Origin of the sequence: Pelagibius sp. 7325 (assembly GCF_037652055.1) — a bacterium.
In the GTDB taxonomy this organism is placed as follows: domain Bacteria; phylum Pseudomonadota; class Alphaproteobacteria; order Kiloniellales; family Kiloniellaceae; genus Pelagibius.
In genome coordinates, this window is the sequence record NZ_JBBKAH010000011.1 from 292,847 (window position 1) to 307,958 (window position 15,112).

10 protein-coding genes are annotated in these 15,112 nt (G+C 67.3%); 6 read left to right on the top strand and 4 right to left on the bottom strand.

Annotation, left to right across the window (positions count from 1 at the left end; genetic code table 11):
* Positions 1–190 precede the first annotated feature (190 nt).
* Positions 191–1,180, top strand: a complete 990-nt coding sequence (gene znuA / locus WDC82_RS21345; RefSeq protein ID WP_340119432.1) for a zinc ABC transporter substrate-binding protein ZnuA — start codon at positions 191–193, stop codon at positions 1,178–1,180.
* Positions 1,181–1,280: 100 nt separating this feature from the next.
* Here znuA and WDC82_RS21350 read toward each other — a convergent pair whose 3' ends face one another.
* The 4 genes from WDC82_RS21350 to WDC82_RS21365 form a co-directional block, all read right to left on the bottom strand.
* Entirely contained in the window at positions 1,281–7,352 is a 6,072-nt protein-coding gene (locus tag WDC82_RS21350) for a type I secretion C-terminal target domain-containing protein (protein WP_340119433.1), read from the bottom strand.
* A 345-nt stretch (positions 7,353–7,697) separates the two neighbouring features.
* Positions 7,698–8,810 carry an iron-containing alcohol dehydrogenase gene (locus WDC82_RS21355; RefSeq protein WP_340119434.1) on the bottom strand — a complete coding sequence of 371 codons (1,113 nt, stop codon included), beginning with the start codon at positions 8,808–8,810 and terminating at the stop codon, positions 7,698–7,700.
* Between the two features lie 258 nt (positions 8,811–9,068).
* Complete coding sequence (locus WDC82_RS21360; protein ID WP_340119435.1) at positions 9,069–9,356, bottom strand: GIY-YIG nuclease family protein; 288 nt, start codon at positions 9,354–9,356, stop codon at positions 9,069–9,071.
* Between the two features lie 130 nt (positions 9,357–9,486).
* The gene (locus WDC82_RS21365; protein ID WP_340119436.1) at positions 9,487–10,791 is read right to left on the bottom strand and encodes an FAD-dependent oxidoreductase; all 1,305 of its coding nucleotides are present in this window, start codon (positions 10,789–10,791) and stop codon (positions 9,487–9,489) included.
* Between the two features lie 317 nt (positions 10,792–11,108).
* On the opposite strand from WDC82_RS21365, the gene pcaD reads away from it, so the two are divergent.
* From pcaD to pcaB, 5 genes are read left to right on the top strand one after another with little or no spacing between them, the layout of a single operon-like run.
* On the top strand, positions 11,109–11,915 hold the full coding sequence (pcaD, locus tag WDC82_RS21370; protein WP_340119437.1) for a 3-oxoadipate enol-lactonase: 807 nt from the start codon (positions 11,109–11,111) through the stop codon (positions 11,913–11,915).
* A complete protein-coding gene (gene pcaC / locus WDC82_RS21375; protein ID WP_340119438.1) occupies positions 11,908–12,318 on the top strand; it encodes a 4-carboxymuconolactone decarboxylase in 411 nt (136 codons plus the stop codon). Before pcaD ends, pcaC begins: the two co-directional genes overlap by 8 nt.
* Positions 12,315–13,043, top strand: a complete 729-nt coding sequence (gene pcaH / locus WDC82_RS21380; RefSeq protein WP_340119439.1) for a protocatechuate 3,4-dioxygenase subunit beta — start codon at positions 12,315–12,317, stop codon at positions 13,041–13,043. Before pcaC ends, pcaH begins: the two co-directional genes overlap by 4 nt.
* Complete coding sequence (pcaG, locus tag WDC82_RS21385; protein WP_340119440.1) at positions 13,040–13,633, top strand: protocatechuate 3,4-dioxygenase subunit alpha; 594 nt, start codon at positions 13,040–13,042, stop codon at positions 13,631–13,633. The genes pcaH and pcaG overlap by 4 nt, the downstream gene beginning before the upstream one ends.
* Before the next feature lie 10 nt (positions 13,634–13,643).
* The gene (gene pcaB, locus WDC82_RS21390; protein ID WP_340119441.1) at positions 13,644–14,999 is read left to right on the top strand and encodes a 3-carboxy-cis,cis-muconate cycloisomerase; all 1,356 of its coding nucleotides are present in this window, start codon (positions 13,644–13,646) and stop codon (positions 14,997–14,999) included.
* Positions 15,000–15,112: the final 113 nt, after the last annotated feature.

Below are 15,112 nucleotides of genomic sequence, written 5' to 3' on the forward strand. Positions count from 1 at the left end.
GCCTCGGTCGGCGGTGCCGCCGCGCCGGGCGCCCCCGCGCCGGGCGCCCCCGCCCGATCGGACAGGTTCAGAGCCACGTCAAAAACACTCTTGCCGTTAGGACCGTTACTTTATAACATCTGTTATAATATCACGCTCAATTGCTGCTCACCAGTTTTTCGCGCCCACCAGTTTCTTGAAAGGTCTGCCGATGCGTCGAGTCCTGCTTTCGTCCTGCCTCTTCGCCGCCGCCGGCCTTGCCCTGGCCGTAGCGGCCCCGGGCGCCCTGGCGGCGGAGGTGACCGTGGTCGCCTCGATCAAGCCGGTGCATTCGCTGGTCGCCGCCGTCATGCAGGGCGCCGGCACGCCGCATCTCATCGTCCAGGGCGGCGCCTCGCCGCACAGCTACAGCCTGAAGCCCTCCGACGCCGCGGCGATGCAGCGCGCCGCCGTGGTGGTCTGGATCGGCGAGGGGCTGGAGGCCTTCCTCGAGCCCGCCATCGAGACGCTCTCCGGCAACGCGCGCGTCGTCGAGCTGGCCGAGGCGCCGGGTCTTCGCACCCTGGATTACCGCGAAGGCGGCGCGTGGGACGCGCACGAGGACGAAGAGCACGAGGAGCACGAGGAGCACGAGGAGCACGAAGAGCACGCGCAGGAGGAACACGAACACGAGCATGGCGACATCGACATGCACCTGTGGCTCGACCCCGACAACGCCAAGGCGATGGTCGAGGCCGTCGCCGCCGCGCTGATCGCGGCCGACCCCGGCAACAGCGGAATCTACATGGCCAACGCCGACAGCATGGCGCAACGCCTCGACCAGTTGAGCCAGGAGATCGAACGCGACCTGGCGCCGGTGAAGGACGTGCCCTTCGTCGTCTTCCACGACGCCTTCCAGTATCTCGACACCCGCTTCGGTCTCGCCAACGTCGGCTCGATCACCGTGAACCCGGAGAACAAGCCGGGCGCGGCGCGCCTGAAGGAGATCCATGCCAAGATCGAGGAATTGGACGCGCGCTGCGTCTTCGCCGAGCCGCAGTTCGAGCCGCGCCTGGTGCAGGTCGCCATCGAGGGCAGCAATGCCAAAACCGGCACCCTCGACCCGCTGGGCGCCGACCTGGCGGACGGCCCCGAGCTCTACTTCGAGCTGATGCGCCGTAACGCCGCCGAACTGAAGGCCTGCCTGGGCGAGGCGAGCTGAGGGGGCGGCGTCCCCCTCACCCAGCTTCATCTAAACTCGCTTCGCTCGTTAAGATTTCGCAACCCTCTCCCGCGATGGGGAGAGGGTTTGCGTTTTCGGCTCAGACCGTGGCGGCGGCCTGCAGCTGCCCGTTGTCGATCAGCGACTGGATGATGCCCGCCTGGTCGACACCGCCGCCCGTGAGATCGACACCCTCGCAGACGATGGTGACGTCGCTGTAGTCGCTGCCGCCATCCACGTCGATGGCGATCGTCGTGTTGCTGCCATCGAAGGTAATGTTCAGATAGGCCTGGAGTTCGGCACCGCCGTCGGTCGGGTCGGTGCCCTGCAGCAATTCGGAAAGGTCCAGCCTATCGCCGCCGACGCCGTTGAAGTCGGTGATGGTATCGGTTTCGCCGGCGATGAACTGGTCGGTCCAGACGAAGGTGTCCTCGTCCGCTCCGCCGGTCATGGTGTCGTCGCCGGTCCCGCCGATGATGACGTCCTCTCCGGCCCCGCCGTCGATGAGGTCGTCACCCTCCTGGCCGAAGATTATGTCCGCCCCGGCACCGCCGCTGATGGTGTCGTCACCGCCCTCGCGTCCGACGCCCTCACTGTTCACCGACTCGCGCCCGAACTCGTAGGCCCGTTCGCGCAGAAGAGCCATGATCTCTGCGTTGCTGGTTAGGGTGCCGTCGTCGATGAGTGCTTCGATCACGTCCCAACCGGCCCCGAGCGGCAGGGAGACTCCCTCCTCACCCGCCAGGATATCGGTGAAGACGGCATCGCCGAAGATGAGGTCGCCGCCAGCGTTGCCGATGATGACGTCATCGCCGACCGCGGCAAGCTGCGTCACCTGGGAGAGGCCGTCCAGGGCGTCGGCCAGCTGTTCGCCCAGCACGATGCTGTCTGCATCGTCCTGATCCACCTGGCTCAGCACGGCAACGCCCTGGCCATCGACATTGATGCCGATGGCATCGACCGTGCCGTTCACGCCCTTGAAATTTCCGAGCAGGGCGTCGTACTCGCTGAAAGTGTCGTCCTTGGTATTGTCGACCGCATCGAACTGGCCCAGCACATGGTCCAAAGCTCTCTGGCTGTCGTTCGTAAAGTTCGGCGTCGTTCCATTGCCGGTGTAGAAATTATTCGGCAAACCATCGGAGACGAAGATCGTTTTGTTGAAGTCCGGGTCATCGAGCGTTGCGGCGGGATCGCTAAGCCACTCGTAGGCCGCGTTGAATCCGGCTTCGTAGTTCGTTTCGCCGGAGGCAGCCGTGGCCGGCGCTTCAAGGTCAGCCAGGATGAAATCCTTGGCCGCCTGCAACGCGTCGGGATCGACCACGCCGTTTTCGATGATATCGAAGGTGGCGTCCTCTTTCACGTCGGTAGAGAAGCTCACCATGTGCAGACGCACCGTGAGCCCCGCTGTGCTGGTCAGCTTGTCGAGCAGGCTCTCGACCGCCTTATCGAGGGCCTCGATGCGGGTCATCGGCTCGCCGTTGAAGGTGGTCAGCGTCTCCATGCTGTCGGAGGTATCGAGCACCAGCACCAGGTTCATCGTCTTGCCGTCCAGCGCGCCGCCGCCGACGTCGCCGATCAGCACGTCGTCGCCGCCGTTGCCGACGATCTCGCCGGCGACCGGATCTTCGCTGGTCTCGTCAACCCGGTGAGGCGTTTGCTCGGTCGCGATGTCGTCGACGTTCTCGCCGACCACCAGCACCGGCGCCGGCTCTACCGTCGGGTTGACCGTCACGGTGAACTCGTAGGTGTCCTCGTCGACGTTGTTGCCGTCGGCACACTCCTGGCCGGAGGCGCCATTGGGCCCGGCTTCCGTCGCCGCCTCCGCCGTGGTCGTCGTGACGGTCACGTCGATATCGCCGTTGAAATCCTCCGGCGGCGTGACGCTCAGGCTGGCGACCAGGTCCTGCACATCGGCGAGGTCCGCACCCGAGGTCTCGAAGGTCCAGGTCCCGTCAGGACCTTCGGTCGGGGCCGCGATCGCGGCGGGCAGATCCCACATCAAGGTGCCGACCGACAGCATCACCACCAGCCTGGTCACCGACTCCGAGCCGTCCTTGTCCGTGCCGCCCTGGGACTCGCCCGGGCCCGTGGTGCTGTCGCCGCCAAGATCGATCGCAAGGTTCAGCGCGATCTCGGTGTCCTCATCGCCCACCGCCGGCGCCGTCTGCTCGACCTCGGAGCCGTCGACCACCGCGTCGACAGGGATATCGAGCGTGCCGTCACCGGAGGCCGTCAGGCCCGGATCGGCCGGATCGACCACGGTCGCCGTGGCGGTAATCGTCGGGTGATCGACGTCGGAGTCTGCCGGCGGCTGCACGTCGAAGCTGCCGTTGTAGGTGCCGCTGCTGCCGGGCGAGAAGGTGATGGTCACCGTGCCGTCACCGGCGATGTTGTCGGTGATCACCACGCCGTCGCCCAGACCGTCGGTATCCAGACCAGTCAGATCGTATTCCCAGTCCGGCTGGAAGCCGCTGAGCACGATCTCCGTCAGCAGGTCATCGCCGTCCGGCGTGACGGTGACGGTCACCTCGTTGTTGGAGTCGCCCAGGCTGCTGTCTTCCTCGATGCAGTCGGCGCCGCCGTAGAGGGCCAGCGCCACATCGGGCGGCGTGATGCCCGCCACCGTGGCGGCCGCATCGGTCGTCACCGTCGCCACATTGTCCGCGTCGGAGGGATCGCACTCCACATCGCCGGTGCTGGTTTCCACCGCCGTCGCCGTGGCGGTGAACGACGCCTCGCCGTCGGACGCGTCGACGTTGGTCACCTCGAAGGTGACCTCCAACGTACCGACGCCGTCCAGGCCGTCGCCGTCCTGGGAATCCACCGAGAGGACCAGCGTAGTGCCGTCATTGCTGAGGATCGACACACCCGGCGGCAGGTCGCCGACCACATCGCCGATGGTGAAGCCTTCCGGCGCGGCAACCGTCACCGTGTGGGTTTCCGAGCCGTCCTGGAAGTCGTCGAAGGTCGCGGAAACCGTCACGGTCCCCGTCTCTCCCACCTGGAAGGTCGTGTTGTCGTCGCCGGCGCTATCGGCCACCGAAAGCGCGACAGAGAGGTGCACGCCGTCAAAGTCGTCGCCCGCCGAGCCCTCACCGCCGTCGGCATTGGCATCGACAGGGATATCGAGGGTGCCGTCACCGGAGGCCGTCAGGCCCGGGTCGGCCGGATCGACCACGGTCGCCGTCGCGGTAATCGTCGGATGGTCGACATCGGAGTCCGCCGGCGGCTGCACGTCGAAGCTGCCCTCGTAGGTGCCGCTGCTGCCGGGCGAGAAGGTGATGGTCACCGTGCCGTCGACGGCGATGTTGTCGGTGATCACCACGCCGTCGCCGAGACCGTCGGTATCCAGACCCGTCAGATCGTATTCCCAGTCCGGCTGGAAGCCGCTGAGCACGATCTCGGTCAGCAGGTCGTCGCCGTCCGGCGTGACGGTGACCGTCACCTCGTTGTTGGAGTCGCCCAGGCTGCTGTCTTCCTCGATGCAGTCGGCGCCGCCGTAGAGGGCCAGCGCCACCTCGGGCGGCGTGATGCCCGCCACCGTGGCGGTCGCATCGGTCGTCACCGTCGCGACGTTGTCCGCGTCGGAGGGATCGCACTCCACGTCGCCCGTGCTGGTCTCCACCGCCGTCGCCGTGGCGGTGAACGACGCTTCGCCGTCGGATGCGTCGACGTTGGTCACCTCGAAGGTGACCTCCAACGTACCGACGCCATCCAGGCCGTCGCCGTCCTGGGAATCCACCAAGAGGACCAGGGTGCTGCCGTCATTGCTCTGCACCGAAACGCCCGGCGGCAGATCGCCGACCACATCGCCGATTTCGAAGCCATCCGGTGCCGTAACCGTCACGGTGTGGGTTTCCGAACCGTCCTGGAAGTCATCGAAGGTCGCGGAGACCGTCACGGTCCCCGTCTCTCCCACCTGGAAGGTCTCTCCCTCGTCGCCGGCGCTATCGGCCACCGAAAGCGTCACCGACAAATGCACGCCGTCAAAGTCGTCGCCGGCCGAGCCTTCACCGCCATCCGCATTAGCATCGACAGGGATATCGAGCGAGCCGTCGCCGGAGGCCGTCAGGCCCGGATCGGCCGGATCGACCACGGTCGCCGTGGCGGTGATGGTCGGGTGGTCGACGTCGGAGTCCGCCGGCGGCTGCACGTCGAAGCTGCCGTTGTAGCTGCCGCTGATGCCGGGCGAGAAGGTGATGGTCACCGTGCCGTCGCCGGCGATGTTGTCGGTCACCACCACGCCGTCGCCGGCGCCGTCGCTATCCAGACCCGTCAGATCGTATTCCCAGTCCGGCTGGAAGCCGCTGAGCACGATCTCGGTCAGCAGGTCGTCGCCGTCCGGCGTGACGGTGACCGTCACCTCGTTATTGAAGTCGCCCAGGCTGCTGTCTTCCTCGATGCAGTCGGCACCGCCGTAGAGGGCCAGCGCCACATCGGGCGGGGTCACGTCGCGGGGAAGGGTGATCACTACCGGGGCGGTGGCGACGTTGCCGGCCTCGTCTGTCACGCTGTAGTCGAACTCGACGTTCGGCAGGAACTCCGGCGCGCCCTCCGACGAGAGGAAGTCTTCAATATCCTCGGTGGTCGCGAACCACCAGACGGTGTCAGTACTGGAGAAGGTGTCGCCGACACTCAGGAACGAAGCCGTGCCGCCGGAGTCCACCACAATGAGCTGACCGAAGGTCGGCGCGCTCTGCAGCGTGAACACGAGATCTTCGAGCGCCGTCTCGGCGTCGGAACCGCCGAAGTCGGCGACCACGCCGCTGTCATCATCGCCAATAGCGCCGTCCACGACGATCTGCTTGAAGAAGACGATCTCCGCGCCATCTTCGCCGCCACCCGGCGCTGTTGAGATGAAGCCCTGGAATTCGCCTTCCGACGGGTCGACCAAGAAACTGCCGTCAACGACTTCCGCGTGGCCGATGGATTCCCAGCCGGCCAGAGTGCCGCTTTCGAATCCTTCGGTAATTCCGTTGATCTGCAGATTGTCGATCAGAAGGCCGGAATCGAAGCTCGAGTCTATTCGGTCGAAGACTACGACTGCAAAAGTGTAAATGCCGTCGCCGGGCAGATTGCCGCTGATCGTCGTGTAGCCGGTTTCTTCGCTGAAGACGCTGGGGGACCCGAAGAAGGTCGCGTTGGTATCGGCCAGCAACTGCATGTGAACCACAGAGCCGCCCTCAAGGACAAACAAATAAGCAGAGTCGTTGAAAACGGTCGGCGTCTGCTCATTGGTGACGAAGTTCCAGTCGAAGGAAACGGGGTCGCCTTCCCCGCCGTCGATGGAGAATTTCATGGCCGAGCCTTCGGTGGCCCCCAATCCCGAGAGAGTTCCGGGCGCCACACCAAGGAAGGTATCAAGGGCGGAGGCCGAGACTGAATCACCCACGGCAGCGAGGGACACAGCAGCCGTGAGGGAGGGCGATCCGCCGCCGCTTAGTTGGTCCAGCGCGTCCAGCAGCTCCGGCGGCACGCCACCGCCCTCGCCGCCGTCCGCCTGGATCGCCGGGGTCAGGACCGAATCGGCTTCGGGTGGCGTGTCCTCCGCTGCCAGCGCCAGATCGTCTTCCTCCAGAAGGATCTCGTCGTCGATATCGATGAGGCCGAACTGGAGTTCCGTCGGCGGGATCACGTCCTCGGCGTCCAAGAGATTGATGATGTCGCCCAGGTTGTCGCTGTATGCGCTGGTACCGCCACCCACCGCGCCCGGACCGGCAGCCACCTCGTCCAGCGGGGCCTCGCCCTGGCCCGCCAGCGCCAGCGCCTGGCCCAGCAGCACGTCGGCGCCGATGTCGTTACCGGCGATCTGGAAGGTCGGCGCATCGCCGGCCTCAACCACGCTCGCGAGATCGAGGAACACGATCTGGCTGTCCGGCGTCCCGTCGCCGTTGTCATCGAAGGCAAGGACGAAGTTATCGCCCTCGACCAGGACCTGCGCGTCACCCGGCGCGAAGTTCAGGACGTAGGTCTGTCCGGCAACAGTCTGGATCTCGACGGTCTGGCCGGGGGCCGGGCGGTCGACCACGATGGCCTCGCCTGCCTGGCCGACCACGATGGCGCTGGCCTCGCCACCCGTCTCGCGCGCAGCCTCCTGATCGGCCGGCAGGCCGGTGGCTCCGTGCAGCGATTCGTCAGCCACCGTCCCCTCGCGGAAGAGATCTTCAGACATGTTCCCAGCCTCCAGTTGTTCTCTTGGGTTGTGCGGTCGGGCTTTCGTTTACCGACCGTTAACCATCGACATCACAGGCTGTTGATAAATTGAGTCAGATTCAAGAGAAGAGCCGATAAAAACCATGTAGATATGTATGATTATCACCTGAGATTGCCCCATTCCGCCCTCTACACCTCTCGCGTTTAGCCTCTGCGCGAAATATCAATGATCTATTTCGCGTATCACGACGGTGGAAATGCGGGCGCACCTCATCACCCACAAGGCAAACGGGGTGGAGGATGCCGATCCGGGAGACGACGCGGCGGCGATGAGGGAGTCAGGACGTCCGGCGGGCGCCGGATCTCAGAAGGCTTCCTGCAACAGCGCGAGATACTCCGCCTCGCTGGCAAGGCGGGGATTGGTGGCGTGGCAGTGGTCCTTCAAGGCCGCCGCGGCGACCGCCGGCAGGGCCGCGGCGCCGACACCCATCCCGGAGAGCCCGGCCGGCAGGCCGAGGTCGGCATTCAGCCGCGCAATGACGCTATCCGGGTCGCCGCCCAGCAGCACGGCCAGACGATCCCACTTGCCGCCGATGGCCGCGCGGTTGAAGCGCAGCACCGCCGGCAGCAGCACGGCATTCAGCGTGCCATGGTGCAGCGTGAGCCCCTTCAGGGCGCCCAGCGGGTGCGACAGCGCGTGCACGGCACCCAGGCCCTTCTGGAACGCCATGGCGCCTTCCATCGCCGCCATCATCATGTCCCAGCGCGCCTGGCGGTCGCGGCCATCGGCGACCGCCCTGCGGATCGCGCCGAGCCCGCGCGCGAGCCCCTCCAGCGCGATGGCATCGGCCGGCGGGTTCACCGCCGGCGACATGAAGGTCTCCAGGCAGTGGGCCAGCGCGTCCATGCCGGTCGCCGCCGTCAGCATCGGCGGCAGGCCGAAGGTGAGCTCCGGATCGCAGACCGCGATGCTGGGCAGCAGCAGCGGCGACAGCACGCCCAGCTTGCGCCCGTCCTGCATGATGATGACGGCGCCGCGGCCGACCTCCGAGCCGGTGCCGGCGGTGGTCGGCACCGCGACCATCGGCGGCAGCGGCCCCTTGATGCGGGCGACGCCGCCTTCGACGGCGGCATAGCGCGCGAGCGGCGGCTCGTGCGCCGCCAGGATGCGCACCGCCTTGCCGAGATCGAGGGAGGAGCCGCCGCCCACCGCGAGGATGCCGTCGCAGCCCTCCTGCCGGTAGACGGCGAGGGCCGCCATCACCGCCGCCTCGGTCGGGTTGGCCGGCGTGCCGTCGTAGACTGGTGGGGCCGCCTCGAAGAGCCCGGCGATGCGCGCGGTGAGGCCCAGCGCCGTCAGTCCCGCGTCGGTCACCAGCAGCGGGCGCCGCAGGCCGAGCCCGGCACAGTAATCGGGCAGCTTCGCCGTCTCGCCCTCGCCGAACTCGATGCGGGTCAGATAGGTGATCGTCGCCATTGCCGCCGGTCTCCGGATTGCCTCGTCCCCGCCCCTTCTATCACGCAGGGCAGCGTCATGCAGTGACGCCAATGGGTCCCGGGGTCAAGCCCCGGGACGACAGTTACGCATGAAATGCCAACCAGGGGTGCATCTGCGTTGATCAGATCGCCCGCCTCCGGAGGCTTCTTTCCGAATACTTATATCGTGTGCAGCGGTCTTTCGGTGGTTGTGCAATTATCATTGTCGTCCCGGGGCTTGACCCCGGGACCCATTGCCCTATCCGTTCAATCGGTCATAGAGGTCTTCCCACTCGGGATTGCCGCGCTCGATCAGTTGGATCTTCCAGGCGCGGCTCCACTCCTTCAATGTCTTCTCCCGCTGGATCGCGCGTTCGATCTCCTCAAATGTCTCAAGATGCACGAGGCGCGTGACGCGGTACTTCTGGACAAAGCGGGAGCCGCGGCCCTGACGGTGCTCCCAAACCCGCCGGGCAATGTCATTCGTCACGCCGACGTAGAGCGTCCCGTTCTTGCGGCTGGCAAGGATGTAAACGGTGTAAGGCATCGCCGTGCAGTGACGCCAATGGGTCCCGGGGTCAAGCCCCGGGACGACAGCGTTGGATTTGCTCGCGTGTGCGATAGCCCGGCGAGATGTGCGAACGCCATAGGGTCACGCGCCGGGGCGACAGGCGTGCCTACCCCAGCACCGAGAACGTGCTGTTCTGGTTGATCTCGCGCAGGCGCGAGAAGGTCGCGGTGTCGATGGCGTGGTCGAGGTGCTTCAGCTTGAACTTCATCGGCTTGGCGTCCTGGTCGCCGCCGCCTTCCACGTAGTCGATCATCGCCGCCATCATGCGGCCGGCGACCGGCGCGTTCTTGAACTGGTTGCCGCTGGAGCCGCAGGCCATGTAGAAGCCGCCGACGCAGGACCGGTCGTAGATCGGGATCCAGTCCTCGGTGACGTCGTAGAGGTCGACCACGCCCTTGGGGCTCTGCGAGACCTTCAGCGTCGGCAGGCGCTGTGCCTGCCGATAGGCCTGCGTCACCGCCTGCTCGGTGAGGTCGCGGTTGAAGTCGTCGGGGTCGACCACCTGGTAGGCGTCGCACTCCGGGTCCTCGCTGCCGATGAGGATGTGATTGCCGGTCTCCGGGCGGACGTAGACGGCGATGTCGCTGTCCGAGACCACGATGCCGGTCTTCTCGAAGTCGAGGCCTTCCGGCGCATCGACGTGCACCACCTCTTGGCGCAGCGGCTTGGTGGTGATGCGCATGTCGGCATCGGCCCCGGCCATGCGGTTGATGATCGAGGAATGCGGCCCGGCGACGTTGACCACCACCGGCGCGGCGATCGTCGTGCCGTCGTCCAGCACCACGCCGGTGACGCGTCCGTTCTCAACCGGGATCTCCACCACCTTCTTCTTGAAGAGGAAGGTGGCGCCGGCCGCCTCCGCCGCGCGCTGGATATTGTGGGTGGCGAGCTGCGGGTCGCTGATGTAGCCGCCGGTCGGGAAGAACACGCCGCCTTTCAGATGCGCGCCGTTGGACTCGCCGAACTGCGGGTCGCTCATGACGCGCGCGGGGGCGAAGCTTTCCAGGTTGTAGCCGGGAATGGCCGCCTGAATGCGCAATGGGTCCCAGTGCTCGTAAGGGATGCCGAGGGCGTCGACATGGCGCAGCACCAGGGAGAGGTCCTTGTTGTGCGGCGTCTTGAACACCAGGGTGCCGGTGTCGTGAAAGGCGGCGTGGCCGCGCTCGTCGTCTGCGGCCAGGTAATCGGCCCAGCCCTTCCAGTCGTGGTAGCCGTCATAGGCCATGGCGCAGCCGTCGAGGGTGGAATAGTAGACCCGGATGATGGCGCAGGAATTGGAGGTCGAGCCGTAGCCGGCCGCCGGCAGCGCGTCTACGTTCAGCACCTTGCGCCCGCCGCGCGCCAGCTCCAGCCCCACCGCGGCGCCGATCACCCCGGCGCCGATGACCACTGCGTCGTAACTCTCGCTCATGCCCTGCTCGCTTCCTGCTTGTGACGGATTTCGTTCCCTGTCCCGTGCCACGGAGCAAGGCAGCGGGTCAATCGCAGGAGCGACGGGAAATAGCCAAGGGCGCACCGTCCGGCGCCCCAGCGGATGTGCGAATACCGCCGGGTCAAGCCCCGGGGGTGACGGGAGGGAATGATTGAGCTAACAATGGATGAGCGGTGTTCCCCCTCACCCCCCGTTTCGCGGGCCTCCCTCTCTCCCCGGCGGAGAGAGGGTGACGCAGCCTCGGTGCGCGGAGGCGCGCCCTGGCAACGTCGGGGGACCGGTTCGGAGGAGACTTTATGGACTTTCGCGCGCTGAACGGCGTCGTGCTGCACCTGCAGGACCTGGGCGAGGCGGATAAGCCCGCGCTGGTGTTCGCGAATTCGCTGGGCACCGACTTTCGCATCTGGGACGACGTGGTGGCGCGCCTGGCCGAGTCTTTCCGCATCGTGCTCTACGACAAGCGCGGCCACGGCCTCTCCGAGCTGGGCGACCCGCCCTACAGCCTGGACGACCACGTCGGCGACCTCGCCGCGCTGCTGGACGACCTCGCCATTGGCGACGCCACCGGGCGCGCCGTCGTCTGCGGGCTTTCGGTCGGCGGGCTGATCGCCCAGGGGCTCACCATGGCGCGGCCCGATCTCGTCGCCGGCCTCGTCCTCGCGGACACCGCGCACAAGATCGGCACGGCCGAGATGTGGGGCCAGCGCATGGCCGCCATCGAGGACGGCGGCATCGCGAGCATCGCCGATGGGATCCTGGAGCGCTGGTTCACCGAAGACTTCCGCGAGAGCGATCCCATCGCGCTGACCGGGTGGCACGCCATGCTGACGCGCACCCCCAAGGCCGGCTACCTCGGCACCTGCGCGGCGCTGCGCGACAGCGACCTGACCGAGCAGGCCAGGGAGATCGCGGTGCCGACGCTCTGCGTGGTGGGCGAGGAAGACGGCGCGACGCCGCCCGCGCTGGTGAAGCAGCTGGCCGATCTCATCCCCGGCGCGCGCTACGAAGTGATCGCGGGCGCCGGCCACCTGCCCTGCATCGAGCAGCCCGACGTGCTGGCCGATCTGATTCTGGACTTCGCGCGGGAGAACGACCTTGTCTGACGACGCCCGCCGCGCCGCCGGCCGCAAGACCCGCACCGAGGTGCTGGGCGAAGCCTACGTCGCGCGCTCCGACAAAAACAGAAACGACTTCAACGCCGACTTCCTGGACTTCATCACCGAGGGCGCCTGGGGCTCGGTGTGGTCGCGCCCGGGGCTGACGCGGCGCGAGCGCAGCCTCATCACCATCGCGCTGCTCGCCGCCCTGGGCCACGACGAGGAAGTCGCCATGCACGTGCGCGCGACGGCCAACACCGGGGCGACGCCGGAGGACATCAAGGAGGCGCTGCTGCACGTCGCCGTCTACGCCGGCGTGCCGGCCGCCAACCAGGCCTTCAAGACGGCCAAGAAGACGCTGGACGAAATGGGTGGGGACAACGAAGAGGAGCAGGAGGGCAGGCCATGACCGATTCGCCCAAACCCTACGCGCCACGCGACTGGGGCGCGCATCCCCCGGTCATCCATCCCGACTACAAGTCGACGCGCCTGCGCGGCGCCACCAAGCCGCTGATCCCGCTGAAGCAGACGCTCTCCGAACTGACCGGCCCGGTGTTCGGCCACGACTGCCTCGGCGTGCTCGACAACGACCTCACCAGGAACGGCCGCAGGGACGGCGACCCCCCCGGGGAGCCCCTGGGCGAGCGCATCGTCGTCTCCGGCAAAGTGGTCGACGAGAGGGGCCGCCCGCAGCCCGACATGCTGGTCGAGGTGTGGCAGGCCAACGCCGCCGGGCGCTACGTCCACAAGGTGGACCAGCACAACGCGCCGCTGGACCCCAACTTCTTCGGCGGCGGGCGCTGCGTCACCGATGCCGAGGGCGTCTACCGCTTCACCACCATCAAGCCGGGCGCCTATCCCTGGGGCAATCACCCCAATGCCTGGCGGCCCAACCACATCCACTTCTCGCTGTTCGGCCCCAGCATCGCGACGCGCCTGGTGACGCAGATGTACTTCCCGGGCGACCCGCTGCTCGACCTCGACCCGATCTTCCTCGGCACGCCGGAAAAGGCGCGCGACCGCCTGGTCGCGGCCTTCGACCTCACGCTGACGGAGCCGGAGTTCGCCCTCGGCTACCGCTTCGACGTGGTCCTGCGCGGCGCCCAGGAAACGCCGATGGAGACGGGCCGATGAAAAAGGGCCAGACCCCCTCGCAGACCGTCGGCCCCTACTTCGCCTACGGCCTGACGCCGGAGCAGTACGGCTACCCGTCGCTGACTTCCATCGCTTCCGCAGATCTGCGCACGCCGGACGTCGAGGGACAGCGGATCCGCATCGAGGGCCGCGTCTTCGACGGCAACGGCGCGGCGGTGAACGACGCCATGATCGAGATCTGGCAGGCCGACCCCGAGGGCCGCTACGCCCACCCGGCCGATGCCCGCGGCGGCAACATCGCCTTCAAGGGCTTCGGGCGCTGCGGCACCGGCACCGACCCGGAACACCGCTTCATCTTCGACAGCGTGAAGCCGGGCGCGGTGGACGCCGCGCAGGCGCCGCACGTGAACGTCATCGTCTTCATGCGCGGACTCCTCAGCCACCTCTACACCCGGCTCTACTTCGCCGACGAAGCCGAGGCCAATGCGAAGGACCCCGTTCTGCAAAGCGTCCCGGCCGAGCGGCGCGACACCCTCATCGCACAGCATGAAGAAGCCGGCGGCGTCGCCGTCTACCGCTTCGACATCCACATGCAGGGCGCGCGGGAAACCGTGTTCTTCGACGTGTGATGGACCTTTCATGAGTATCCTCCCCTTCGACAGCGCCTTCCTGGGCCCCCTGCTCTCCGATGCCGAGCTGGCGGGCCTGCTGGACGACCGCGCGCAGCTGCGCGCCATGCTGGACTTCGAGGCGGCACTGGCACGCGCCGAAGGGCGCGTCGGCGTCATTCCCGCAGCCGCCGCCGAACGCATCTCGGAAGTCGCCGGCAGCCTGGAGATCGATCCCGCCAGCCTCGCGGAGGGCACCGCGCGTGACGGCATCCCGGTGCCGGCGCTGGTCGCCTGCCTGCGCAAGGCGGTGGGCGGCGAGGAAGCCGCCTATGTGCACTGGGGCGCCACCACACAGGACGTGATGGACAGCGGCCTGGTGCTGCGCCTCAAGCGCATCCTCGACATCCTCGAGGAGCGCCTGGGCGATCTCGGCGACACCCTGGCCGACCTGGCTGACGCCGAGCGGGCCACGGTCATGCTGGCGCGTACCCGCGGCCAGCAGGCGACGCCGACCTCCTTCGGCCTCAAGGTGGCCGGCTGGCTGGCGCCGCTCGACCGCCACCTCGATCGTCTCTATGAATTCGAAGACCGCTTCGGGGTGCTGAGCTTCGGCGGCGCGGCGGGCAATCTCTCCGCGCTCGGCGTGGACGGGCCGGCCGTCGAGGCGGTGCTGGCCGAGGAGCTCGAACTCGCCGTGCCGCTGCTGCCCTGGCACAGCCAACGCGATTGCCTGGTCGAGCTTGCCAACTGGCTGGGCCTCGTCTCCGGCAGCCTCGGCAAGATGGCCGGCGATATCATGCTGCTGTGCCAGAACGAGGTCGGCGAACTGCGCGAGGGAGACTTTGACGGTCAACCGGGCGGCGGCTCCTCGACGCTGCCGCAGAAGCAGAACCCCGTGCGCTCGGAAGCGGTGCTGTCGCTGACGCGCCACGTCGCAGGGCTCGCCGGGCCGATGCAGCTGACCGCCTTTCACACCCACGAGCGCGACGGCGTGGCCTGGCAGCTGGAGTGGCTGACGCTGCCGCAGATGGTCGTCGCCACCGGTGCGGCACTGGCCCAGTCGCTGGCCCTCATCGGCGGACTGAAGGTCGACCGCGAAAGAATGCGCGTCAACATCGAGGCGACCAACGGCCTGGCGCTGGCCGAGGCCGCCAGCTTCGCGCTCTCCCGGCACCTGCCGCGCCCCGAGGCCCAGGCCCTGGTGAAGCAGGCCTGCCACGACGCACTGGACCAGGGCCGCTCCCTGATCGCGCTGCTGCAGGAACGCTGCGACGCCCGATTGGACTCACCGGGGGTCGATTGGCACGCCCTGGCGGATCCGGCGCACCACATCGGCTGCGCCGACACCTTCATCGACCGGGTACTGCAAGCGCGCGGAGAGTAACCGGCCCTGCAAGGCTACGGCACTCCCACACCTCATCGAGAAGAGTTCCGCCCCGCCAACCCGAAGGCTGTCGTCCCGGGACTTGATCCCGGGACCCAATGCCGTGGCCACCA

Excerpts from the sequence above, each read along its gene's own strand:
- pcaD (WP_340119437.1), top strand. The coding sequence starts at position 11,109 with ATGGACTTTCGCGCGCTGAACGGCGTCGTGCTGCACCTGCAGGACCTG.
- pcaG (WP_340119440.1), top strand. The coding sequence starts at position 13,040 with ATGAAAAAGGGCCAGACCCCCTCGCAGACCGTCGGCCCCTACTTCGCC.
- WDC82_RS21365 (WP_340119436.1), bottom strand. The coding sequence starts at position 10,791 with ATGAGCGAGAGTTACGACGCAGTGGTCATCGGCGCCGGGGTGATCGGC.
- WDC82_RS21350 (WP_340119433.1), bottom strand. The coding sequence starts at position 7,352 with ATGTCTGAAGATCTCTTCCGCGAGGGGACGGTGGCTGACGAATCGCTG.
- pcaB (WP_340119441.1), top strand. The coding sequence starts at position 13,644 with ATGAGTATCCTCCCCTTCGACAGCGCCTTCCTGGGCCCCCTGCTCTCC.
- WDC82_RS21360 (WP_340119435.1), bottom strand. The coding sequence starts at position 9,356 with ATGCCTTACACCGTTTACATCCTTGCCAGCCGCAAGAACGGGACGCTC.
- WDC82_RS21355 (WP_340119434.1), bottom strand. The coding sequence starts at position 8,810 with ATGGCGACGATCACCTATCTGACCCGCATCGAGTTCGGCGAGGGCGAG.
- pcaH (WP_340119439.1), top strand. The coding sequence starts at position 12,315 with ATGACCGATTCGCCCAAACCCTACGCGCCACGCGACTGGGGCGCGCAT.
- znuA (WP_340119432.1), top strand. The coding sequence starts at position 191 with ATGCGTCGAGTCCTGCTTTCGTCCTGCCTCTTCGCCGCCGCCGGCCTT.